General features: G+C 68.4%; 20 protein-coding genes. 15 read left to right on the forward strand and 5 right to left on the reverse strand.

The window, feature by feature from the left end:
• Nucleotides 1–27: 27 nt before the first annotated feature.
• Both SACMADRAFT_RS30740 and SACMADRAFT_RS03605 read right to left on the reverse strand, forming a co-directional pair.
• A complete protein-coding gene (locus SACMADRAFT_RS30740) occupies nt 28–351 on the reverse strand; it encodes a DUF4333 domain-containing protein (RefSeq protein WP_232285536.1) in 324 nt (107 codons plus the stop codon).
• 220 nt (nt 352–571) lie between these two features.
• A complete protein-coding gene (locus SACMADRAFT_RS03605) occupies nt 572–1462 on the reverse strand; it encodes a hypothetical protein (RefSeq protein ID WP_009152419.1) in 891 nt (296 codons plus the stop codon).
• Between the two features lie 185 nt (nt 1463–1647).
• Here SACMADRAFT_RS03605 and rplM point away from each other — a divergent pair, with 185 nt between their 5' ends.
• The 9 genes from rplM (at nt 1648) to SACMADRAFT_RS03650 (ending at nt 9982) form a co-directional block, all read left to right on the forward strand.
• Nucleotides 1648–2100, forward strand: coding sequence for a 50S ribosomal protein L13 (rplM, locus tag SACMADRAFT_RS03610; protein ID WP_009152420.1), 453 nt, complete (start codon nt 1648–1650; stop codon nt 2098–2100).
• Between the two features lie 14 nt (nt 2101–2114).
• Complete coding sequence (gene rpsI / locus SACMADRAFT_RS03615; protein WP_009152421.1) at nt 2115–2585, forward strand: 30S ribosomal protein S9; 471 nt, start codon at nt 2115–2117, stop codon at nt 2583–2585.
• Between the two features lie 222 nt (nt 2586–2807).
• The gene (gene glmM, locus SACMADRAFT_RS03620; RefSeq protein ID WP_009152422.1) at nt 2808–4142 is read left to right on the forward strand and encodes a phosphoglucosamine mutase; all 1335 of its coding nucleotides are present in this window, start codon (nt 2808–2810) and stop codon (nt 4140–4142) included.
• Between the two features lie 162 nt (nt 4143–4304).
• Nucleotides 4305–4661 carry a hypothetical protein gene (locus SACMADRAFT_RS03625; protein ID WP_232285537.1) on the forward strand — a complete coding sequence of 119 codons (357 nt, stop codon included), beginning with the start codon at nt 4305–4307 and terminating at the stop codon, nt 4659–4661.
• A complete protein-coding gene (locus tag SACMADRAFT_RS03630) occupies nt 4658–6982 on the forward strand; it encodes a WXG100 family type VII secretion target (RefSeq protein WP_009152424.1) in 2325 nt (774 codons plus the stop codon). The genes SACMADRAFT_RS03625 and SACMADRAFT_RS03630 overlap by 4 nt, the downstream gene beginning before the upstream one ends.
• Before the next feature lie 24 nt (nt 6983–7006).
• Nucleotides 7007–7528, forward strand: a complete 522-nt coding sequence (locus SACMADRAFT_RS03635) for a hypothetical protein (RefSeq protein WP_009152425.1) — start codon at nt 7007–7009, stop codon at nt 7526–7528.
• Entirely contained in the window at nt 7525–7773 is a 249-nt protein-coding gene (locus SACMADRAFT_RS03640; protein WP_009152426.1) for an acyl carrier protein, read from the forward strand. Before SACMADRAFT_RS03635 ends, SACMADRAFT_RS03640 begins: the two co-directional genes overlap by 4 nt.
• A 6-nt stretch (nt 7774–7779) precedes the next feature.
• On the forward strand, nt 7780–8982 hold the full coding sequence (locus SACMADRAFT_RS03645) for a beta-ketoacyl-[acyl-carrier-protein] synthase family protein (protein WP_009152427.1): 1203 nt from the start codon (nt 7780–7782) through the stop codon (nt 8980–8982).
• Nucleotides 8983–8995: 13 nt separating this feature from the next.
• Nucleotides 8996–9982 carry a beta-ketoacyl synthase N-terminal-like domain-containing protein gene (locus SACMADRAFT_RS03650; RefSeq protein ID WP_232285538.1) on the forward strand — a complete coding sequence of 329 codons (987 nt, stop codon included), beginning with the start codon at nt 8996–8998 and terminating at the stop codon, nt 9980–9982.
• On the opposite strand, the gene SACMADRAFT_RS03655 is transcribed toward SACMADRAFT_RS03650, so the two are convergent.
• A complete protein-coding gene (locus tag SACMADRAFT_RS03655; RefSeq protein ID WP_009152429.1) occupies nt 9975–10787 on the reverse strand; it encodes a poly(ethylene terephthalate) hydrolase family protein in 813 nt (270 codons plus the stop codon). The genes SACMADRAFT_RS03650 and SACMADRAFT_RS03655 overlap by 8 nt on opposite strands.
• A 192-nt stretch (nt 10788–10979) precedes the next feature.
• On the opposite strand from SACMADRAFT_RS03655, the gene glmS reads away from it, so the two are divergent.
• Nucleotides 10980–12842 carry a glutamine--fructose-6-phosphate transaminase (isomerizing) gene (gene glmS, locus SACMADRAFT_RS03660; RefSeq protein ID WP_040926067.1) on the forward strand — a complete coding sequence of 621 codons (1863 nt, stop codon included), beginning with the start codon at nt 10980–10982 and terminating at the stop codon, nt 12840–12842.
• A 10-nt stretch (nt 12843–12852) separates the two neighbouring features.
• Nucleotides 12853–14298 carry an NAD(P)H-hydrate dehydratase gene (locus SACMADRAFT_RS03665; RefSeq protein ID WP_009152431.1) on the forward strand — a complete coding sequence of 482 codons (1446 nt, stop codon included), beginning with the start codon at nt 12853–12855 and terminating at the stop codon, nt 14296–14298.
• Here SACMADRAFT_RS03665 and SACMADRAFT_RS03670 read toward each other — a convergent pair.
• A complete protein-coding gene (locus SACMADRAFT_RS03670; RefSeq protein WP_009152432.1) occupies nt 14255–15052 on the reverse strand; it encodes an SGNH/GDSL hydrolase family protein in 798 nt (265 codons plus the stop codon). The genes SACMADRAFT_RS03665 and SACMADRAFT_RS03670 overlap by 44 nt on opposite strands.
• A 268-nt stretch (nt 15053–15320) precedes the next feature.
• Here SACMADRAFT_RS03670 and xylB point away from each other — a divergent pair, with 268 nt between their 5' ends.
• The 4 genes from xylB to tsaE are packed head-to-tail and all read left to right on the forward strand — an operon-like array spanning nt 15321 to nt 19352.
• On the forward strand, nt 15321–16733 hold the full coding sequence (gene xylB / locus SACMADRAFT_RS03675; RefSeq protein WP_009152433.1) for a xylulokinase: 1413 nt from the start codon (nt 15321–15323) through the stop codon (nt 16731–16733).
• Between the two features lie 26 nt (nt 16734–16759).
• Nucleotides 16760–17893, forward strand: coding sequence for an alanine racemase (alr, locus tag SACMADRAFT_RS03680; RefSeq protein ID WP_009152434.1), 1134 nt, complete (start codon nt 16760–16762; stop codon nt 17891–17893).
• Nucleotides 17890–18891, forward strand: coding sequence for an alpha/beta fold hydrolase (locus SACMADRAFT_RS03685; RefSeq protein ID WP_009152435.1), 1002 nt, complete (start codon nt 17890–17892; stop codon nt 18889–18891). The genes alr and SACMADRAFT_RS03685 overlap by 4 nt, the downstream gene beginning before the upstream one ends.
• Complete coding sequence (tsaE, locus tag SACMADRAFT_RS03690) at nt 18879–19352, forward strand: tRNA (adenosine(37)-N6)-threonylcarbamoyltransferase complex ATPase subunit type 1 TsaE (protein ID WP_009152436.1); 474 nt, start codon at nt 18879–18881, stop codon at nt 19350–19352. Before SACMADRAFT_RS03685 ends, tsaE begins: the two co-directional genes overlap by 13 nt.
• Nucleotides 19353–19507: 155 nt before the next feature.
• Here tsaE and SACMADRAFT_RS03695 read toward each other — a convergent pair whose 3' ends face one another.
• Nucleotides 19508–20947 (reverse strand): acyl-CoA synthetase, encoded by a 1440-nt coding sequence (locus SACMADRAFT_RS03695; protein WP_009152437.1) that lies wholly within the window; start codon nt 20945–20947, stop codon nt 19508–19510.
• Between the last annotated feature and the right edge of the window lie 130 nt (nt 20948–21077).

Below are 21077 nucleotides of genomic sequence, written 5' to 3' on the forward strand. Positions count from 1 at the left end.
ACTTGCCGGCCCGCGCCCCTGTTCGCGCTATCGTGGCGCCCCGACTTCGTATTCGGGTTTGTCGTTGAGCACCCGGATCGGCACGGCCGTTTTCCGATCCCCGATCTCCACCGAGCATTCGAAAGTGTGTCCCGTCGTGATCCGCTGATCCGCGGGGCAATGCAGGTTCCTGATGTTGTGTTCGCCGTAGCTGTCTCGCAGCACGGTAGCCACTCCTTGCTGGAGTGATTGCTGATCAAGGACATCGTCCTGGAACGGGCCGAGCCACCACGCGGCCAGACCGCCGCCGGTGAGTGCGAGCACGACAACGGTTGTGATCAGCAAGCGCTTTTTCGGTTTCCGCTGCTTCACCTCGGTGCTGCCGAAGGCACCCAGTCCCTGGTACTGGGATTGGAACCCGCCCCCGTAGGCATGGGGTCCTTGCTGGTGCCCGGACGGCGGTGTGGGCGGCTGTCCGTACGGCGAGGTTGAATATGGTTGCGGGGTGGGCGGTGGCCGCCACCAGCCCCCCGGCTGCCCGGTCGGCTGTGTCATCGGCAACCCTTTCTTCACTCAGGGGTCGGCGCGGCCGTCAGCCGCCAGCGCTGGTGATCTCGCTCATCCGATCGTAGAACTCGTCGACCTCTGCTTCGGTCGTCAAGACTGTCACCTGGTCCGGAGGCGGAACATTGGGCAGTTCCTCCTCTGTCGGCGGGTCCTGTACCTGGTAATGCTCGTTGATCTGGACCTCGTGCTCACCGTCGGAGATCTTGCCGGTCATCTTGATCTCCTGCAGTTTGCCGTCGGGGCGGAGGCGGATCTGGGTGCGCAGCATCCCCTTCCTCATCTGGTCGCTGATCCGCGCCAGTGCCCAGTCCGGCAACACGACGACCCGCTGGTTCAGGAACTCACTGAGTGGTATCTCGGCAACGAGTTCCACACTGCCGTCCATGAGGCTCTTCGCCTGTTGCTTGCCGGCCTCGCCGTTCTGCGTGGCTGTGGACACCGCGGCAAGCATCTTGCAGAGCGCGGCGTAGCCGCCCCAGAAGCAGTTGTTGAGGCCGGCTCCTTCGTACGGCATCGACACCCATGGTGTCGGTGCCAGGTCTGCGTATTCCGGCCCGAGGAAGACGTACTCCACATCACTGCCGGCGGGATGGAAGTAGTCGCGGTAGTCCGACGAGTCCCGGTTCGAGTGGTTCTTGTACAGCCGTGACGGTGGGCTACCCACCTGGATGGCCGTGTAGGTGGTGTCGGCCTTCTTGTCGTCGATGCGGGTGAACGATCGGTGGGTGCTCTTACGGGGTTCGCGGCTGGAGATCTCGTCGTCGAGTCGCTCCAGTGTCGTGGTGAACTTGGCGTTGACATAGCGCGTCACTTCGTCGCCGTCGGGAACAGCGGTACCCGCTCGCCCCGGTGAGCAGCCCGCTATGAGTACCAACGCGGCACCGAGCGTGACGAGCGTGCGTACTCGCTGTTTCATTGTTCTCGTCCCCCGGAGAGTCTCACCACCGCGTGTTGCCGCAGACACTAGTATGAGGAACCTCAGCGGACCCCGGCTTCACCTTGTCCGAGGAGACCGGGTATCTTCATAAGCTGTTGTGCGCGCTGCCAGCACGCGCTCAGCCCGCACGGACCCCACAAGCAAGTTGACGACGAGGTAGACCCTTGCCCACGTACAGCCCCAAGCCCGGCGATGTCACTCGTGCCTGGCACGTGATCGATGCCGAGGATGTCGTGCTCGGCCGGCTCGCGACCGAGGTCGCCACGCTGCTGCGCGGCAAGCACAAGCCCATCTACGCTCCGCACGTGGACACCGGTGACTTCGTCATCATCGTCAACGCTGACAAGGTGGCGCTCACCGGCAACAAGCGAGACCAGAAGTTCGCCTACCGCCACAGTGGCTACCCCGGTGGTCTGCGTAAGCGCTCCTTCGGCGAGTTGCTGGACTCGCGTCCGGAACGACTGGTCGAGAAGGTCGTGAAGGGCATGCTGCCGAAGAACAAGTTGGGCCGCGCGCAGGCGAAGAAGCTCAAGGTCTATGCAGGCCCTGAGCACCCGCACGCTGCGCAGCAGCCACAGCCGCGTGAGATCACCAAGATCGCTCAGGTGACCCAGTGAGTGAGGAACAGTCTGTGACCAGCACCGAGACCGAGGCCGCTCAGGACGCGGTCGTGACCAGCGAGACGCCGGCCGCGCCGAAGCCGTCTCGTGCCGCCGGTGGCACCGCGCAGACGGTCGGTCGCCGTAAGGAGGCGGTCGTCCGGGTGCGGATCGTGCCCGGTAGTGGCCAGTTCAAGCTCAACGGCAAGAGCCTCGAGGAGTACTTCCCGAACAAGGTGCACCAGCAGCTCATCCGAGAGCCGCTGGTCACGGTCGAGAAGCCCGATTCGTTCGATATCGTCGCCAACCTCAACGGCGGTGGAATCTCCGGGCAGGCCGGCGCGCTGCGGCTAGCTATCGCGCGTGCCCTGGCCGACGTCGACAGCGAGGATCGTCCGGCGCTGAAGAAGGCTGGCTTCCTGACCCGGGACGCACGTTCCACAGAGCGGAAGAAGTACGGCCTCAAGAAGGCACGGAAGGCTCCGCAGTACAGCAAGCGCTGACACGCCACAGCCATACGACCAAGCGCCTACCCCCGGCTGGGGGTGGGCGCTTGGTCTTTGTCGGGCCACTGCTGCGAACCACAGTTAGCCTGCTAAACGCGGTGCGGCCGGAGCGGGGGCGCGCGTTTAGCGGGCAAAACGCGGTCTGGGCGTGCCGGTGGGGGAGGCGGTCGACGGGGTCGCTAGGTTGTTCGGGTCGTCACGAAGACGGAGGTCGAGGACATGGCTCGCCTATTCGGCACCGACGGGGTACGCGGCCTCGCCAATGCCGATCTCACGCCCGAGCTCGCGCTTTCGGTGGCCGCGAGCTCGGCAAGGGTGCTCGCGGCACACGACCGCTCCCACCGCCCGGTGGCGGTCGTCGGCAGGGACCCGCGCGCGAGTGGCGAGATGCTCGAGGCCGCCGTGGTCGCGGGGCTGGCTTCGGCAGGCGCGGACGTACTCCGGGTCGGGGTGCTGCCCACCCCGGCCGTGGCGTACCTGGTGAGCGACCTCGCCGCCGACCTCGGGGTGATGATCTCCGCGTCGCACAACCCGATGCCCGACAACGGCATCAAGCTGTTCGGTGAAAGAGGTCACAAGATTCCCGACGGAATCGAGGACGAGATCGAGGCCGGTCTCTGCTCTGAGCCGGAGCGTCCGACCGGTGCCCAGATCGGTCGGGTATCCGACGTGCCGGACGCGGCGAACCGCTACGTCGCACACCTTCTGGCCGCCACCCCCCAACCGCTCGAAGGCCTGCGGGTGGTGGTCGACTGCGCCAACGGCGCCTCCTCCAACGCCGCGCCCAAGGCGTATCGCGCGGCGGGCGCCGATGTCATCGCGCTGCATGCCGACCCGGACGGGATCAACATCAACGACGGCTGTGGTTCCACCCATCCCGAAGCGCTGTGCGCGGCTGTCGTCGAGCATGGCGCCGACCTGGGTATCGCTCACGACGGGGACGCCGACCGCTGCCTGGCCGTGGACGCCGGGGGTGATCTGGTCGACGGTGATCAGATCATGGCGATCCTGGCGCTGGCGATGGCCGATGCGGGTGAACTCGCCGAGAACACACTGGTCACCACGGTCATGAGCAACCTGGGGCTGCGACTGGCGATGCGGGAGCACGGCGTGACGCTACGCACCACCGCGGTGGGTGACCGTTACGTGTTGGAGGAGCTTCGTGCGGGTGGGTTCTCCCTCGGCGGCGAGCAGTCCGGGCATGTGGTGCTCCCCGCACACGCGACGACGGGTGACGGCTTGCTCACAGCGCTGCGCCTGATGAGCCGTGTCGCCGAGACCGGCAAGCCGCTGCGAGAGCTCGCGGGTGTGATGCGCAGGCTGCCTCAGGTCCTTGTCAACGTCCGGGTCACGGACAAGGCTGCGGTGGCCGACTCGCCGGCTGTGAAGGAGGCGGTCGAATCCGTTACCGCTGAGCTGGGTGAGGAGGGGCGCGTGCTGCTGCGCCCGTCGGGCACCGAGCAGCTCGTGCGGGTCATGGTCGAGGCACCCGCGGAGGACACGGCGCAGGCGGCCGCCGACCGGCTCGCAGGAGTCGTTTCGTCGGTGTCCTAATGCCTCGCAGTGCTTTCGAACTTCGTGTCGCAAATGCCGCAACCGGCGTACAGGAAGCGAACAGATCGGTAGATTCTGTGCATTAGCGACGGCACCGCCTCTTGTTTCGGTGCGTCGTATACGGCGACCACAACGTCGAGCAACCGAATGAGGGGGGCTGCCGTGAGCGTACCGGGGCAGAGTGCGGGCGGCTCGGGAGTGGGCGCGCCGAGCGGCTACACAGCGGAGACGGGCTCACTCGCGCGCCAGTCACAGGCCATCCATGACGCCGCGGAAGCCGCGCAGGGCGAGGTGGAGGGGCTCGCGCCCGCGAAGGTCGCGGAGGCAGATTTCGGCACCGAGCACGGTCAATGGGCGGCGGACTTCACCGCCTCCATCGAGCAACTGGGTAAGGGCGCGGGCGCGATGTGCACCGCCCTGATCTCGCTGGCGACATCGATCGGCAGCGCGGGTCAACAGTACGCGGCGGCTGAGGCCGAGCAGTCCTCCGCGGTCGCACAGTCGGGGAGCGGGATGTGAGCGAGAAGACCTGGGAGGAAACGAAGGCGATCCTGGAGGACCCCTACGTCTCGGCCGACACCAAACAGTTGGTCCTTTCCGCCTACGCTCGCGGCGGCGAGGTGAACGACGAGGCCATGGGGTACTACGACCGGTACAACGTCAGCCCGTCACCGTTCGCCGACACCAATGCGTTCGTCGACACCGACGCGGTCTACGACAGGGCCAGGCAAGAGTCGCAGAACGCGAGTTACGTCGGACGGCAGTACGAGCAGCGGCTCAACTCGAATCAGTCCGAGCTGGATGGCGCACAGGCACCTGGCGAGGGCGGCTCGGGTGTCGGTAACTCCGACGAGCTGTTCGATCTGGCCAAGGACGCGTTGTACGTGTTCGAGGAATTCCTGCCGATCGACGGGGAGGCTCCCGGTGACTGCAGGCATATCGACGGGCCGCTGAACTTCCAGCAAGACATCCAGAAGCGGTTCGACGAGCAACGCGGGATCGACTTCAGGAAGTTCCTCGACGAGGCGCAACGGTTGCGCGACGCGCATTCCGTGCTGGAGGAGTTGCACGGCACCACCGAGTCGAACCTCAACTCGCTGTACAAGGACTGGACAGGTGACGGCGCGAACGCCTCCTACCAGAAGTACAGCGAGGACATCGCGCCGAACACCAGGGAACTGCTGGACTACCTCAAGGGTGGTGCCGAGGTCATCGAGGCCACGGTGCAGACCATCTACGAGGCGTGCAAGTACAAGGCCGACGAGGTGCTCTCGCTCTACACCCCCACCGTCGGCAGCGCGCTGCCCGACATCGCCCGCAAGGTGATGAAGCTGGCACGCGGTGAGTTCGACTCCCAGGACGAGATTCTCGAGGTGGCCGCCTGGGTGGATGCCGAGACCGGTAGCAACATCGAGCCAACCATCCGTGCCGACGACTGTGGCCTCAACGACGGCAACAAGACTTACACCATCGAACAATGCAAGACCTGGGTCAGGAACTCCTGGAATCCAGACCTCTACGACAACCTCTTCCAGCGGTTCACGCAGGTGTGCGACGACACCAAGGAAGCCGTCGACACCGCATGGGAGGAGCTCAACAACTATCTCAAGGAGTACAAGAGCGAGTTCCCCGAGGACAGCGGGACTGCTCCGACCGACCCGGGTGCGGGACCGCAGCCCGGAGACCAGGGGATCGGCGCAGACCCGGGCCCGGGTGGCGCGGGACCCGGGGCCGGAGGGGGCAGCGGTGGCGGCCCCAGCGGTGGCGGCGCGACCCCGTCGATTCCTGAGATGGAGCAGCCCGGTGACGGGAAGAACCCCGTCACCGGTGATCCACTCGAGGTCGACCCTGAGACCGGCGAGCCGTATCCGATCGACCCGGAGACCGGTGAGGCGATCAAGGACCTCGGCGACGACCGGGACACCCTCACCGTCGAGAAAGGTGACCGCACACTCGAGCTGACCGAGCCCGACAGCGAGGGCAGGATGGGCGTCACGGTCGACGACGGCTCCGGCGAGCCCAAGGAATACGAGCTCGACTTCGGCACCGGTGAGCAGGGGGAGCCCGGTGAGTTCGGTCCACAAGGCAAGGACGGCGAGCAGGTCTACCGGCCGGGCCCGGACGGGAAGATCCATATCGAGGACGGCGACCTCCGGATCACCGCCGAGCAGCCGCAAGGGCCGGACGGGCCCACCCGGGTCACCGTCGACGACGGCAACCCGCCGCCGACGACGTACACCCTTGGCGAGGAGCAGCGGGACGGCGCTGCCGGTGGCGCGCCACGAGAGCAGCTTCGCACGATGCCCGCAGCAGGCGAGAACCCGCTGCGGCCGGAGGCCACGCCCACGCAGGGTGGCGCGTCGGAGCCCCGGGAGGGTGCCGGTGGGCCCGTCGCAGGCGGTTCCGGTGGCGGCGAAGCCGGTTCGGTCGGCGGGATCGGCGCAGGCGGAAGCGATGCCACGGGAGCGCAGGCAGCGGCGGTCAGCCCGGGCGGCAGCGGCGAGGAGCCGGTTGGCGGCGGCCCGCGGTCCGGTGTGGCCGAGTCGACCCCTGCGGGCGCCGGGTTGGGAAGCGCACCAGGCGGCATGGGAGAGGCGCCTGCCGCGGCGCCCGCCCAGAGCGGCGGCACGGCTGCCGGGAGTGGAATGGGCATGATGGGCGGCATGGGAGCCATGGGCGGCGCCGGTGGTGGACAGGGCGGCGACCAGGAACGTGGCTCCAGCGCGTACCGCATCGACGGTGAGATCTTCGACAACAGCACCGGTGGCAGCAGGATCAGCGGCTCGTTGGACGGCGACATCGACATCGACGTCGACCGTTCCGTGCGGTTCGATCGCTGACCGACACGACCGTGAGGAGTTCGCATGGCTGAGGGAAGAGCCGCGGCCGCCATCTCCCGACTTGGCCGGATCAGCCGGGAACTGGCGGATCGGCGAGCGCTGCGGGAACGTCACGCCGCCGCCGTAAAAGAGCAAGCAAGAGACAGTCTGCAAAAGCAGGGCGCGGTTGCCGAACGTGCGGCCAAACACCTTGGCGAACTCACCCGCAGGCAGCGCGATGCGGGCGGGTGGGCCACGGACAAGTCGCTTGCGGACAAGGACACGGTCATGGGATTCGGTCCGGAAGAGGCCGACCAGCAGACCGACGAGTTCGCGCGCTACGCCGACTACGCCGCGAGCCCTGCCCCCGCACCGCAACAGCACGCGCGACCTGAGGTCCAGCACTCGGAGCCCAAACCGGAGCGCAAGTACTCGCGTTCGGTGGCACCTCCGCCCGATCCCGAACCCGTGCAGCCCCCGCCGCCCCCGCCCCCGCGCCGGTCGCGGCACCGGGTGGAGGATTCTTTCGACGACGACGACTTCTCGAACAACAGTTGGCTCAAATGAACCCCGTGGTCGAGCGACGCACTACGGAGATCAAACAACTCGTGTGCCGGGTGCTGGAGGTCGACGAGGAGAAGGTCAGCGACACCGACCTGTTCACCGACGACCTCGGTGCCGATTCCATGAAGCTGATCGAACTGCTGGCTCACCTCGAGATCGAGTTCGACGTGGAGATCGACGAGAGCGAACTCGAGCGGTTGGTGAATCTGCGCGGCGTGTACGAAGTGCTCAGCGCGGCCCTGGGGTGATGGAGGATGCGCCGAGTCGCGATCACCGGCCTGGGCGTGGTGTCGAGCATAGGCATCGGCGTCGACGCGTTCCACGAGAGCCTGCGTGCAGGGCGTAGCGGCGCGGGTCCGATCAACGCCTTCGACACCACCGGATTCGCGCATGCCACCGGCTGCGAGGTCAGCGGGTTCGAGCCCTGTCGATGGGTGCGGCGGGTGCCGATGGCGCAGGTGAGCCGGGCCGGCCAGTTCGCGATCGCTTCGGCACGCATGGCGATCGCGGACGCGGGCCTGACCGAAACCGGCCTGACCGGATCGCGTGGCGTCATTTCGGTGGGCACTACGGACGGTGGTTCGGATGACGGCGAACGTGTCGCCGAGGCGTTCACCCGCTCGGGCCCTGATGCGATCGATCCGGACGCGGCATGCAGGGTTGCGGCAGGCAGGCTCGCCACCGGGGTGGCGCGCGAACTCCAACTGTCCAACGTGGAGGTTTCCACGATCGCGACGGCCTGCGCGGCCGGCAACTACGCGATCGGCAACGGGTTCGACGCGGTGCGGACGGGAGAGGCCGACTTCGCGTTGTGCGGCGGCGCCGATGCGATGTGCCGGATGACGTTCACCGGGTTCTACCGGCTCGGCGCCATCGACCCGCGACACTGTCGCCCCTTCGACAGTGATCGCCGTGGCATCTTGACCGGGGAAGGTGCTGCGATGCTGCTGCTGGAACCGCTCGAGGCCGCACTGGCCAGGGGTGCGCGCAGCTACGGCGAGATACTCGGTTACGGCCTCAACTGCGATGCCCGGCATCAGGTCGCTCCCGACGGGGAAAGCGTTCGCCGGTGCATGGAACTGGCCCTGCTGGACGCCAACGTCACGCCGGGCGAGGTGGATTTCGTCAGTGCCCACGGTACGGGCACGAAGGCCAACGATGTCACCGAGTGCGGGGCCATGCATGAGTTGTTCGGGCCACGGATGCCGCGCACGATCTCGGTGAAGTCGATGCTCGGACACACGATGGGCGCCGCTGGGGCGCTTGCCGCAGCAGCGTGCGCGTTGGCGCTGGAACACGGTTTCATTCCGCCGACGATCAACCACGAGCGCACCGACCCCGAGTGCGCCATCGACTGCGTGCCCAACCGAGCTGTGCCGGGTGAGCCGCGGGTCGTGCTGAACAACGGGTTGGCCTTCGGCGGCAACAATGCGACCGTTGTCATCGGGAAGCGGTAGCCCAGTGGGTGCGGTGATCACTGCGTGGTCGGCGATCTCTGCAGGTGGCTCGGGTCGCGCGGCGCTGGACCCCGCGCGGGCGCGGGCGACCGTGCTTGACGAGCGGCATCCGATGCTGCGGGGCTTGGTGGCCGAACAGTTCGTCGTCGAGGACGCTCTTGGTAAGAAGGGCACCGCTTCGATGGATCGGTGCAGCGCACTGGCGGTCGCCGTGGCACGCGACTTGCTGGCCGATGTCGAGGTCGACGTGCTCACGGGTGTCGTGCTGGGAACCACTTCGGGCAGCGCGCAGACACAATGGGAGTTCACGAGCGACTCGCTGACCCGGCGTAAGCCGTACTTCGTCAACCCGGCCATGATGCCGTACGCGTTGATGAACAGCGCCGCGAGCCAGGTGGCGATCTGGCACGGGTTACGCGGCCCGAACTCCACCATCGCGGGTGGCCGGATGTCCGGCCTGAGCGGGCTGCGGTATTCGGCGCGGCTACTGGCCACCGGCAGGGCGCGAGCGGTGGTGTGCGGCGCGGTGGAGGAGTGCAGCATGCCGCGGGCATGGTTGGAGCGGCATCGTGACGGAGACCGCCTGCCTGGCGAAGGAGCTGCGGTGATGCTGCTGGAGCCGCAGGGCGCGGCACGGCACCCGCTGGCCGAGGTGCTCGGGGTCGAGACGAGGGTGGCAGTCGACGGTGACCTGCGTGCGGCGCTGGTCGAGTGCGTGCGTTCCGTCCTCGCTCGGTGTGGTTACGCGGCAGGCGATGTGGACACAGCGGCGGTTTCGGCGCCGGGTAGTCGGCTTGCCGATGCCGAACACGCGGGGATCGAGCAGGCGCTCAGCGGTATGCCCGCGAAAGTACTCGATCCCGGTGCCTACCTCGGCGACCTCGGTGCCGCGGTCGGGCCGTTTCAGCTCGTGGCGATGCTGGCCGAGCCGGGGCTGGGCCTGGTGACGGCGCTGGATGCGGATGGAAACGCCGGATGCGCGCTGTTGCGGGTCAGCTGAGCGTGGCCTCGGTGTGGAGCGTGAGCTGAGCGGATTTGAGGTCTGCCTCCAGCAGCGGCCGGTAGGTGTCGTCGCCGGTGAGTTCGGTGAGGAAGAACGCTGTGAACAGTGCCCGGACGAGGCGCTGGGTGGCGCGATGCGGTTTGCCGTGCAGCAGCGGCTGGCTCCAGTGCACACCTTCGGTGACGCCGAGATGTGAAGACTTGCGCAGTGTGCGTAGTTGAACGGGACCGCTCCAGGCGCGCGCGATCGCCTCGGCGTTGCCCCGGGTCGGGGCGACGAGGTCCTCATCGGCCGCGAGGTGCATGCCCGGCACTTGGATGCCACGGGCCGCGGTGGTGGCCGCTGGGATGGTCTGTGCCGCGGCCACCGTCGCGACAGCCTTGACCTGCGGGCCGGCGTCCGCGGCCGCGAGGACGGCGGCTCCGCCACCGGTCGAGTGGCCCGCGATGCCGAGCTTGCCGGGGTCGACGCTGATGCCGTCCGGTCCGAGCCGCACACCGCTCACGATGTCGAGTGTCGAGCGCAGGTCGGAGGCGAACAGCCGATGTGAAGGAAGCGGTCCGAGTTGAGTCGCGGGGGCGGCGGCGACGATGCCCCAGCTGGCGAGGTGGCGCAGGAGGTCCCGGTAGCGGCCGGGTGGCTGCAGCCACCCGTGGCCGAAGGAGATCGCGGGCAGGCCGAGACCGGCTCGCGGGGTGTACACAACCCCCGGAAGGCCCACGAGCGCGAGGTCGCCCCGCAGTACCTCGTGCGGCCCCGGGAACGACAGCTGCTCGAGTAACCGCCTGGGCTTGCTGGCCATGGCAGGCAGGGTAGCCGACCAGCCGAGCAAGACTGCCCAAGGACGCGTTTAGCGGGCAAAGCGTCGCCCCGCCGACAACGGTTTGCCCGCTAAACGCGTTCGGTGCCGTGCCCGTGGGCGCGTTTAGCGGGCAAAACGCGGTGAGCGTGAGCCCAGGATGCGTGGTAACACTGTGTCGTTACGCTGATGGGCGTGTGTGGAATCGTGGGATACGTCGGCCACCGGCAGGCACTCGGAGTAATCCTTGGCGGCCTGCGACGAATGGAGTACCGCGGCTACGACTCCGCGGGAATCGCGGTGCTGGCCGGGTCCGGTGATCTCACCGTCGAACGCAAGGCTGGTCGCCTTGCCAATCTCGAAGCCGCTCTCGACGACGCAGGCCGCAGCGGATTCGCCGGTACCGCCGGCATGGGCCACACCCGCTGGGCCACCCATGGCGCACCCATCGACCGCAACTCCCACCCTCATCGCGACGCCGAGGGGCGCGTCGCCGTCGTGCACAACGGGATCATCGAGAACTTCGCCTCGTTGCGTGCCGAACTGGAGGATCTCGGTGTCGAACTGCGCAGCGACACCGACACCGAGACCGCCGCCCACCTGGTCGCCAAGGCCTACACCGAGGGTGAGACGAAGGGGGACCTCCCGGCGAGCGTGCGCTCCGTCTGTCGCCGCCTCGAGGGCGCCTTCACCCTCGTTGTGACCCACGCCGAGCAGCCCGACCTTGTCGTCGCCGCGCGCCGGTCGTCACCTCTTGTGGTGGGTGTCGGCACGGGCGAGACCTTTGTCGCCTCCGACGTCGCGGCCTTCATCGAGCACACCCGCGAAGCCGTGGAACTCGGCCAGGACCAGGTCGTCACCATCACGCGACAGGGCTACGAGATCACCGACTTCGCAGGCGAACCGGCGCAAGGCAAGCCGTTCACGGTCGACTGGGACTTGTCGGCCGCGGAAAAGGGCGGTCACGAGTACTTCATGCTGAAGGAGATCGAGGAACAGCCGGACGCGCTGGCCAACACCTTGCGCGGGCACTTCCGCTCGGGCCGGGTCGTGCTCGACGAGCAGCGGCTTTCCGAGCAGGACCTGCGTGACGTCGACAAGGTCTTCGTCGTCGCATGTGGCTCGGCGTACCACTCGGGTCTCGTCGCGAAGTACGCCATCGAGCATTGGTGCCGGTTGCCGGTCGAGGTGGAACTGGCCAGCGAGTTCCGTTACCGGGACCCGGTGCTCGACCGCGACACCCTTGTCGTCGCGGTGTCGCAGTCAGGTGAGACCGCTGACACGCTGGAGGCCGTGCGGCACGCTCGTGAGCAGAAAGCCCGGGTGCTGGCTGTCTGCAACACCAACGGCGCGCAGATCCCGCGTGAGTCGGACGCGGTGCTCTACACACACGCCGGCCCGGAGATCGGCGTCGCCTCCACCAAGGCTTTCCTTGCCCAGATCGCGGCCAACTATCTTGTCGGGCTCGCGTTGGCGCAGGCAAGAGGCACGAAGTATCCCGACGAGGTGGCCCGCGAGTTCGCCGAGTTGGAGGCGATGCCCTCGGCGGTCCATAAGGCACTGTCTACGATGGAGTACGTCAGGGAGTTGGCCCGGCGTATGGCCGACTCCAAGGCCGTACTCTTCCTCGGCAGGCACGTCGGGTTTCCCGTGGCACTCGAAGGGGCGCTCAAACTCAAGGAACTGGCCTACATGCACGCCGAGGGTTTCGCGGCGGGTGAACTCAAGCACGGCCCCATCGCGCTGATCGAACAGGGCCTGCCCGTCGTGGTCGTGATGCCGTCGCCGAAGGGCAGAGCGGTATTGCACGCCAAGCTGGTGTCCAACATCAGCGAGATCCAGGCGCGCGGTGCGCGGACGATCGTCGTCGCCGAGGAGGGAGACGAACGGGTGCGTCCTTTCGCCGACGAACTCATCGAGGTTCCCGCGGTGCCGACCTTGCTGCAGCCACTGGTTTCCACCGTGCCGCTGCAGGTGTTGGCCGCCGAGATCGCCAAGAGCCGGGGGTACGACGTCGACAAGCCGAGGAACCTGGCGAAGTCGGTGACGGTGGAATAGGCAGGTCGCTGTGCAAGGTATCTGGACCACCGAACAGGTGCGGGCGGCCGAAACCCGCCTGCTGGCCCGCGTCCCGGAAGGTGCGTTGATGCGACGTGCCGCCTACGGCGTCGCTGTCCGCGCGGCGGAACTACTCACCCTGCACACCGGCGGCGTGCAGGGCAGGCGCGTGGTGTTGCTCGTCGGTGCGGGCAACAACGGCGGCGACGCGCTGTGGGCCGGTGCGTTCCTGCGCAGACGTGGCGTGGGGGTGGCGGCGGTGCTGCTGAACCCCACCAAGGCTCATCCTGCCGGCCTTGCCGCACTGAGGCGGACGGGCGGACGGCTGCTCGAGCCGTCGGAGTGCGCGGAATGGACCGGCAACGCCGATCTGGTGATCGACGGCATCGTCGGGATTTCGGGCAAGGGGCCGCTGCGGCCGGACGCGGCGGCCCTGCTCGACACGGTGAGCGCCCCGGTGCTCGCCGTGGACCTGCCCAGCGGCGTGGAGCCCGACACCGGAGCCGTCGACGGCCCCGTGGTGACCGCTACCAGCACAGTGACCTTCGGCGCGTACAAGCCGGTGCATGTTCTCAACCCGCAGCGATGCGGCGATGTCGCGTTGGTGGATATCGGGCTCACCGGTGAGTTGGGGGAGCCCGCTCTGCTGCGGCTGGACCCGGCCGACACCGCCAGCACGTGGCCCGTGCCAACGCCGTCGGACAACAAGTACACCCAGGGAGTCACGGGCGTCGCGGCGGGCTCGGCGGCCTATCCGGGCGCCGCGGTGCTCGCCGCCGCCGCCGCGGTTCGGGGAAAGGCGGGCATGGTGCGCTATGCCGGGCCGGCGGCGGACGTCGTCCGCTCGCATTGGCCCGAAGTGGTGGCGACCGGTTCGGTTTTCGATGCAGGCCGGGTGCAGGCTTGGGTGGTGGGCCCCGGTATAGGCACCGGTCGCGAAGGCACGGAGGTGCTGGCCTACACCCTCGGGCAGGCAGTGCCGGTGTGCGCGGACGCGGACGCGATCACGATCATCGCGCAGCAACCCGACGTGCTGGATGCGCGCGACCCGGATACACCGCTGGTGCTGACTCCGCACGACGGCGAGTTCGAGCGGCTCACCGGGGCGGCGCCAGGGCACGATCGGGTGGCTGCTGTCCGTGAGGCCGCCCGGCGGTTCAACGCGGTGGTGTTGCTCAAAGGACACTGCACACTTGTCGCGGACCCGGATGGGCGGGTTCTGGTCAACAAGCCCAGGGGCGCGTGGCTGGCGACGGCCGGTTCCGGCGACGTGCTTTCCGGGCTCATCGGCGCGCTGCTGGCGTCGGGTTCGGACCCGTGGCTGGCCGCGGGTGTGGCAGCCGACGTGCACGCCAGGTCGGGTGAGCTGGCGGCGAGGGGTGTGCCGGTGTCGGCATCGGGCGTGTTGGCCGCTATCCCGCAGGCGCTTCGGGAGGTTCGAGCGCTCGTTGGCTGACCGGTGCCAGGCACGGCCGTTTGCAGTCGCGTCCGTCACCGGAGGAACGCCCGGCGATCCGGCGGCGAAGCCAGGGCGCGGCGAACGTCGCGAGCCAGCGCACTTCCGCGCACGCGGCACGCCACGGGCCCGGTACGGCAAGCGGGGGTAGCGCGTCGGACCAGGAGTGGTCGCTGCCTGGGAGGTCGAGCGCGTGCGCGAAGGCGTCCGCGATGCGGGCGTGGCCGAGTGGGCTCGCGTGCAACCGGTCGGGGCTCCACAGCCGGGGGTCGGTGGTGACCGGGTGCAAGAAGGTGTCGACGACCGTGACCGAATGCCGTGCCGCGGCAGCGCGGATACGGGCGTTGAGGTCGAGCACCCTGGGCCTCAGCGGGCGGGCCAGCGGGGCGATCCTGCCGATGTCGGGGAACGTCACGGTGGCGACGTGGGCGCCGCTGGAGGTGAGTGCGGCGAACATGTCCTCCAGGCAGGCGGCCACCCGGCCTGCATCGAAGTCGCGACGGATCAGGTCGTTCATGCCCGCTACGACGGTCGCCAGATCGGGTCGAAGCCGCAGGGCGGGCGTGAGCTGCTCCGCCCGTACCTGCGCGGCCAACCTGCCTCGGACGGCGAGGTTGGCGTAGTGCAGCCGGTGATCGAGGGCAGCCAGTCGTTCCGCGAGCCGGTCGGCCCAGCCGCGGTAGCCGGTGGCCTCGTCACCGTCGCCGATCCCCTCGGTCTGGCTGTCACCGAGGGCTACATAGCGCAGGTACATGGTTCCTCGCTTCCGCTGGTCAGCGAGGCGACTCTAGCCGCCGCAACGACGGTTAGCCCGCGAAACGCGGTTTCCGTGGCGTGGGGTGGAGGCGGCGTTTACCCGGTTGACGCGTTAACAACGGTGCTGCTTCCTGATATGAAGGGCGCGGCAGGCCATCGAGGTGGCAGGGAGTCACAGCCGGTGAACGACGATGCGGAAGCCGTGTCCGGCGGCGGTTGCGGCACCGACTCACTTCGCGGCTCGGCGAGTAAGGAAGCTGGGTGAGATGCACGGCAACGACGAAGTGCTGGTCGCTGGGGTCGACTCCTCCACCCAATCGACCAAGGTGATGGTGTGCGACGCGCGCACCGGCGAGGTGGTGCGCACCGGTCGGGCCGAGCACCCCGACGCCACGGAGGTGGATCCTCGCCAGTGGTGGGACGCGTTCGAAGCCGCCAGCGGCGGGTTGCTGGACGGTGTGTCCGCCATCGGCGTGGCCGGGCAGCAACACGGCATGGTGACCGTCGACGAGCGCGGCGACGTCGTGCGACCCGCGTTGCTGTGGAACGACACCCGTTCCGCCAAGGCCGCCGCCGACCTCACCGAGGAACTCGGCGGCGGGCAGGCGTGGGCCGAGGCCGTCGGCTCCGTTCCGGTGGCCAGCTTCACCGTCACGAAGTTGCGTTGGCTCGCCGAGCACGAACCCGAGCTTGCCGATCGCGTGGCGCGGGTCATGCTCCCGCACGATTGGCTGACCTGGCGCCTCGTCGGCGGCGAACCAGTTACCGACCGTGGCGACGCCTCCGGCACCGGCTACTTTTCGCCCGCGAAACGTGCTTACCGCACTGACATCTTGCGCCGCGCCTTCGGTAGTCGTGACCCTCAGCTACCGAAGGTTCTGCAGCCCGCGGAGCCTGCCGGATACACCGGCAACGGCAAGTTGGTGTCGGCGGGCACCGGTGACAACATGGCGGCCGCGTTCGCGCTGGAGGCCGCAGACGGCGACGTCGTGGTGTCACTGGGTACGAGCGGCACGGTGTTCGGTGTCAGCGAGACACCCGCCGCCGACCCCACCGGCATCGTCGCCGGGTTCGCCGACGCCACCGGCCGTTTCCTGCCGCTGGCCTGCACGCTCAACGCCGCACGGGTGCTCACCGCGACCTCCACCATGCTTGGGGTGGACCTCGCCGAGTTCGACAGGCTCGCGTTGAGCGCGCCACCGGGCGCCGACGGACTGACGCTGCTGCCCTACCTCGACGGCGAGCGCACCCCCAACCTGCCCGATGCCGCCGGTTCGCTGTACGGGCTGCGCAGGGCGAACATGACGCCGCGGAACCTGGCGCGTGCCGCTGTCGAAGGCATGTTGTGCGGGCTCGCTGCCGGGCTGGATGCCGTGCGTGCCCACGGCATCACGGTGCGCAGGGTGCTGCTCATCGGGGGCGCCGCGCAGTCGGAGAGCGTTCGTGCCGTCGCGCCGATCGTCTTCGGCGTTCCGGTCGCGGTCCCGCCACCCGCCGAGCATGTGGCGATCGGTGCGGCCCGGCAGGCCGCGTGGGCGCTGGCGGGTACCGACGAGCCACCGCGGTGGCGGGCCGACGCGGTGTTGCGGTTGACCGAACCCACAGCCGAGGACCTCGACGAGGGGGAGCGCATCAGGCGGCGGCACGCCGCTGCGAGAGCACGCGCGCACGATGTCTGAGCGCGCTATGGGAAAATTCCCACATCATGAGCGCAGCGCACCCACCCCGTGCCGAGGTGCTGATCGACTTGTCGGCGGTCAGGCACAACGTCGGCCTGCTCGCCGCGCGCGCGGCCGAGTCCGGTGCCGAGACGATGGCGGTGGTGAAGGCGGACGGGTACGGCCACGGCGCCGCACCGGTAGCCCGTGCGGCGGTTGAGGCCGGTGCGAGTTGGCTCGGCACGGCATCCCTGGCCGAAGCGCTCGACCTGCGCGACGCGGGCATCACGGTGCGGCTGTTGAGCTGGCTCGACACCACCGGCGTCGACTTCACCCCCGGCATCGCGAGCGACATCGAGCTGTCGGTGAGTTCCGTTCAGGAACTCGCGCGGGTGGCCGATGCGGCCGGAAGGGCCGGCCGTACCGCCCGTGTTCACCTGAAGATCGACACCGGCCTTTCCCGCAACGGGTGCCCAGCGTACGCGTGGCCGGACCTGGTGAAGGCCGCGGCGGCCGAACCGGACGTGGACGTCGTCGCGATCTGGTCACACCTGGCCTGTGCAGACGAGCCGGGGCACCCATCCATCGACATGCAGGCGAATCGTTTCGCGACCGCCTATGCCGTTGCCCGCGAGGCAGGGCTGCGGCCGCTGCGACACCTTGCCAACTCGGCGGCCACACTCACCAGGCCCGACCTGCACTTCGACATCGTGCGGCCCGGTATCGCCGTGTACGGACTCAACCCGGTCGCGCAGCCCGAGCAACTACGGCCCGCGATGACCTTCCGTTCGAGCGTCGTCCTCACGAAGCGGATCGAAGCGGGGGAGTCGGTCTCCTACGGACACACTTGGACCGCCCGCAGGGACACCACACTGGCTCTCGTTCCGGTCGGCTACGCCGACGGCGTGCCACGAACCCTCTCCGGCCGGATGAGTGTCTGGCTCTGGGGAAGCCGCAGGCCTGTGGTCGGCAGGGTCTGCATGGACCAGTTGGTGGTCGACTGCGGCGACGACGAACCACCACTGGGTGCAGAGGTTGTGCTGTTCGGAACCGGCGAGGTGGGCGAGCCCACGGCCACCGAGTGGGCAGAAACCATCGGCACGATCGACTACGAGATCGTCACCGGGATGTACCGGCCGAGGGTGAGACGCCGCTTCATTGGGGAGGCCGGGCGGCGATGAGCGCGGAGGGAGTACGTGCCCACGAGTTGACGTTGGACGAACCGGCAGGCCGGGTCTCCACCGTCGCGGCCGACGACGGCGCGCCGTTGGTGGTGGAAGAGATCGATCCACCAAGCGGCAAGCGTGCGGTGGTGACCGTGGTCGGTGTGCACGGCTTCGCTCTGTCGAGGCGGAGTTGGCGGTTCCAGCGGCGCGGCTTCGCTTCATTGCGGTCGCCGAGGGTGCGCCAGATCTATTACGACCACAGAGGACACGGGGAGTCGGCGCCCTCGCAGGCGGACACGAGCACGATCGAACAACTCGCGGACGACCTGCACGCGGTCATCCGTGCCGTGGCTCCAGACGGAGCGCTCGTACTGGCAGGCCACTCCATGGGCGGCATGGTGATCATGGAACTGGCGCAGAAGCAGCCCGAACTGTTCCGCGAACGCGTCCGCGGCGTCGCGCTCATCGCGACTGCCGCGGGCGAGGTTGGCAGCCACGGGCTGGGCAGGTCGCTGCTGTCCAAGTACAACCCCGTCACCCGTGGGGTTGGTGAACTGGCGGGCTGGCAGCCCGGGCTTGTGGAGTTCCTACGTGCGGCGGGCGGTCAGCTCACCAGACACGCGGTGCGCAGGCTTGCGTTCGGCAAGGGTGAGGTCAGTCCGGAACTGGTCGACTTCATGCAGGAGATGCTGCGAGTGTCTTCGGTGCGGCAGTTGGTCGGCTTCGCCGAGACACTCGGCAGTCACAACCGTTATGCCGCGCTCGCGGGGCTGAAGCACGCGCAGGTGCTCGTCGTGGGCGCCGAAGCCGACCGGATCACGCCGTTCGCACACGCCGAGCGCATGGCCGCCGAGCTACCACAGGCGCGGCTCGTGCGGGTCGAGGATGCGGGACATATGGTGCATCTGGAGCGACCGGAACTGGTCAACGATCATCTCCGGCAGCTGGTTCGGTCGTGCTCGGATGCGCGGAGCAAGAGATCGACGCGGAGGATCTTCTGGTGGCGCAGGTGAGTTTCGAGCTACCGTCGCCCGAGGACACGGTCCGGTTCGGACGTTCATTGGGACGACTGCTTCGAGCGGGAGACCTGGTGTTACTCGCGGGACCGCTCGGGGCGGGCAAGACGACGATGACCAGGGGCGTCGCGGAAGGGATGGGGGTCTGCGGCCGCGTCAGCTCGCCGACCTTCGTGCTCGCTCGGGTGCACCCGGCTGGTGATTCGGGCGTACCACTGGTGCATGTGGACGCCTATCGGCTCGGTGGTGACCTTTCCCAACTCGACGACCTCGACCTGGACACCGATCTCGAGCGAGCCGCGATCGTGGTGGAGTGGGGAGAAGGGCTGGCCGAACGCCTCTCGGAGGACTACCTCGTGGTGCGTCTCGGCCGCCGACCTGACGACGTACGGGTCGTCAGCCTCGAACCCCATGGCAACTGGACCGAGCGGGCACCGCAAGCGCGTTTAGCGGGCTGATCGTGGTGGGGCTGCCGTCGGTGAGGCGCGTTTAGCGGGCTGATTGTCGTGCGACCGCCGGCGGCGATGCGCGTTCAGCGGGCTAATTGTCGTCTGCGACTGCCGGTTCGGCCGGCTCCATGACCCTGCCACGGTGAGCACCGCGTGTGCGCTGTTCAGGCATCGAGCGCTCGCTTCATGACCTTGCCCATGTGATTGCGTGGTAGCGCGTCGAGGAAATGCACCGCGCGGGGGCGTTTGTGCGGTGTGAGCAGCCTGGCGACGTGGTCGACCAGTTCCGTCTCCCGCACCGCGCCGTCGCCGCTGGGCACGACCCAGGCAACGATGCGCTCACCGAGGTCGGGGTCAGGCTCACCGGTGACGGCGACCTCGGCGACGCCGGGGTGTTCGAGCAGCGCGTTCTCGATCTCTCCCGCGCCGATCTTGTATCCGCCGCTCTTGATGAGGTCGGTGGCCTTCCGGCCGACGATGCGCACGTAACCGTCGGCATCCCGGGTGGCCATGTCGCCGGTGCGGAACCAGTCGCCGTCGAAGGCCTCGGCTGTCGCGTCGGGTCGGTTCAGGTACCCGGTGAACAGGTTGGGCCCGCGTACCTGGATTTCGCCGACGGTTTGCGTGTCACCGAGTCGCACAGTGTTGCCGTCCTCGTCGATCAGCCGCAGTTCGACATCGCGCAGCGGCGGTCCGACGGTGCCGGCTTTGCGTGGCCCGTCGGCCCGGACGCTGGTGCTCATGAGTGTCTCGGTCATGCCGTAGCGCTCGACGACCTGTTGCCCGGTGGCCTCGGTGATCAGTTGGTGATCGCGCAACGGAAGGGCCGCTGATCCGGACACCAGCAGCCGGGCGCCACGCAGAGCGTTCGCCAGCGCGTGGTCGGTGGCGATCTCGGAAGCGATGCGGTGATACATCGTCGGAACACCGAACATCATGGTGGCCTCGCCTGCGAGCTCGGTGGCGATCCGCTGGGTGGAGAACCGGCCGATGTGGTGCACGCTGCCCCCGCGGCGAAGCGGGCCGAGGATGCCGAGGATCAAGCCGTGTACGTGGAACAACGGCAGCGCGTGCACCAGCACGTCGTCGGCCGTCCACTGCCACGCGTCTTCGAGGGCGTCGAGCGTGCTCGCGATGGCCCTGCGCGGCAGCACGACTCCCTTTGGTGGACCGGTCGTGCCCGACGTGTACACGATCAGTGCGGGGGTCTCGTCGTCGAGCTCCGCGGGCACCTCACTCGTGCAGCCCTCGAAGCTGACGTCTTCGCGGGTGACGCCGTGCATTCCCGAAGGCAGGTCGGCACCCGGTGGTGTCAGCACCAGGGCGGGGGCACTGTCGGACACGATGTGCGCCAGTTCCCGCTCGCCCGCTTTCGGATTGATCGGCACGGCAGGCACGCCGGCGAGCAGCGCGGCCACGGTCGCCACGCTGGTCTCCAGGCTCGGGGTGGCCCAGATGGCGACCCGTGGTCGCTCGTGGTCCAACCGGCGCAGCCGGTGCGCCAGTGCACCCGCTACGCGGGCGAGATCGGCGTAGGTAAGTGTCCTGTCACCGAAGCGCAGCGCTTCCTTGGCGTTCGCCGCCTGCACGGCGGGAAAGAGCACGGTCACCGGTCTCCTCGTCCTTCGGTCGTTCTCAGGAGCCGCCAGTGTTCGGCACGATCCCGCGCCACGACCGGGGCCACGGCGACCATGATGCCCGCCCGCCGAGGCGGCCTCCCGCACGCCCGCCGCA

The sequence above is a fragment of the Saccharomonospora marina XMU15 genome, assembly GCF_000244955.1.
GTDB lineage: Bacteria > Actinomycetota > Actinomycetes > Mycobacteriales > Pseudonocardiaceae > Saccharomonospora_A > Saccharomonospora_A marina.

Bases quoted from the DNA above. Each gene is read 5' to 3' on its own strand.
- SACMADRAFT_RS03605 (WP_009152419.1), bottom strand. From the start codon at position 1,462: ATGAAACAGCGAGTACGCACGCTCGTCACGCTCGGTGCCGCGTTGGTA.
- glmM (WP_009152422.1), top strand. From the start codon at position 2,808: ATGGCTCGCCTATTCGGCACCGACGGGGTACGCGGCCTCGCCAATGCC.
- SACMADRAFT_RS03635 (WP_009152425.1), top strand. From the start codon at position 7,007: ATGGCTGAGGGAAGAGCCGCGGCCGCCATCTCCCGACTTGGCCGGATC.
- SACMADRAFT_RS03640 (WP_009152426.1), top strand. From the start codon at position 7,525: ATGAACCCCGTGGTCGAGCGACGCACTACGGAGATCAAACAACTCGTG.
- SACMADRAFT_RS03645 (WP_009152427.1), top strand. From the start codon at position 7,780: ATGCGCCGAGTCGCGATCACCGGCCTGGGCGTGGTGTCGAGCATAGGC.
- SACMADRAFT_RS03655 (WP_009152429.1), bottom strand. From the start codon at position 10,787: ATGGCCAGCAAGCCCAGGCGGTTACTCGAGCAGCTGTCGTTCCCGGGG.
- SACMADRAFT_RS03670 (WP_009152432.1), bottom strand. From the start codon at position 15,052: ATGTACCTGCGCTATGTAGCCCTCGGTGACAGCCAGACCGAGGGGATC.
- xylB (WP_009152433.1), top strand. From the start codon at position 15,321: ATGCACGGCAACGACGAAGTGCTGGTCGCTGGGGTCGACTCCTCCACC.
- alr (WP_009152434.1), top strand. From the start codon at position 16,760: ATGAGCGCAGCGCACCCACCCCGTGCCGAGGTGCTGATCGACTTGTCG.
- SACMADRAFT_RS03685 (WP_009152435.1), top strand. From the start codon at position 17,890: ATGAGCGCGGAGGGAGTACGTGCCCACGAGTTGACGTTGGACGAACCG.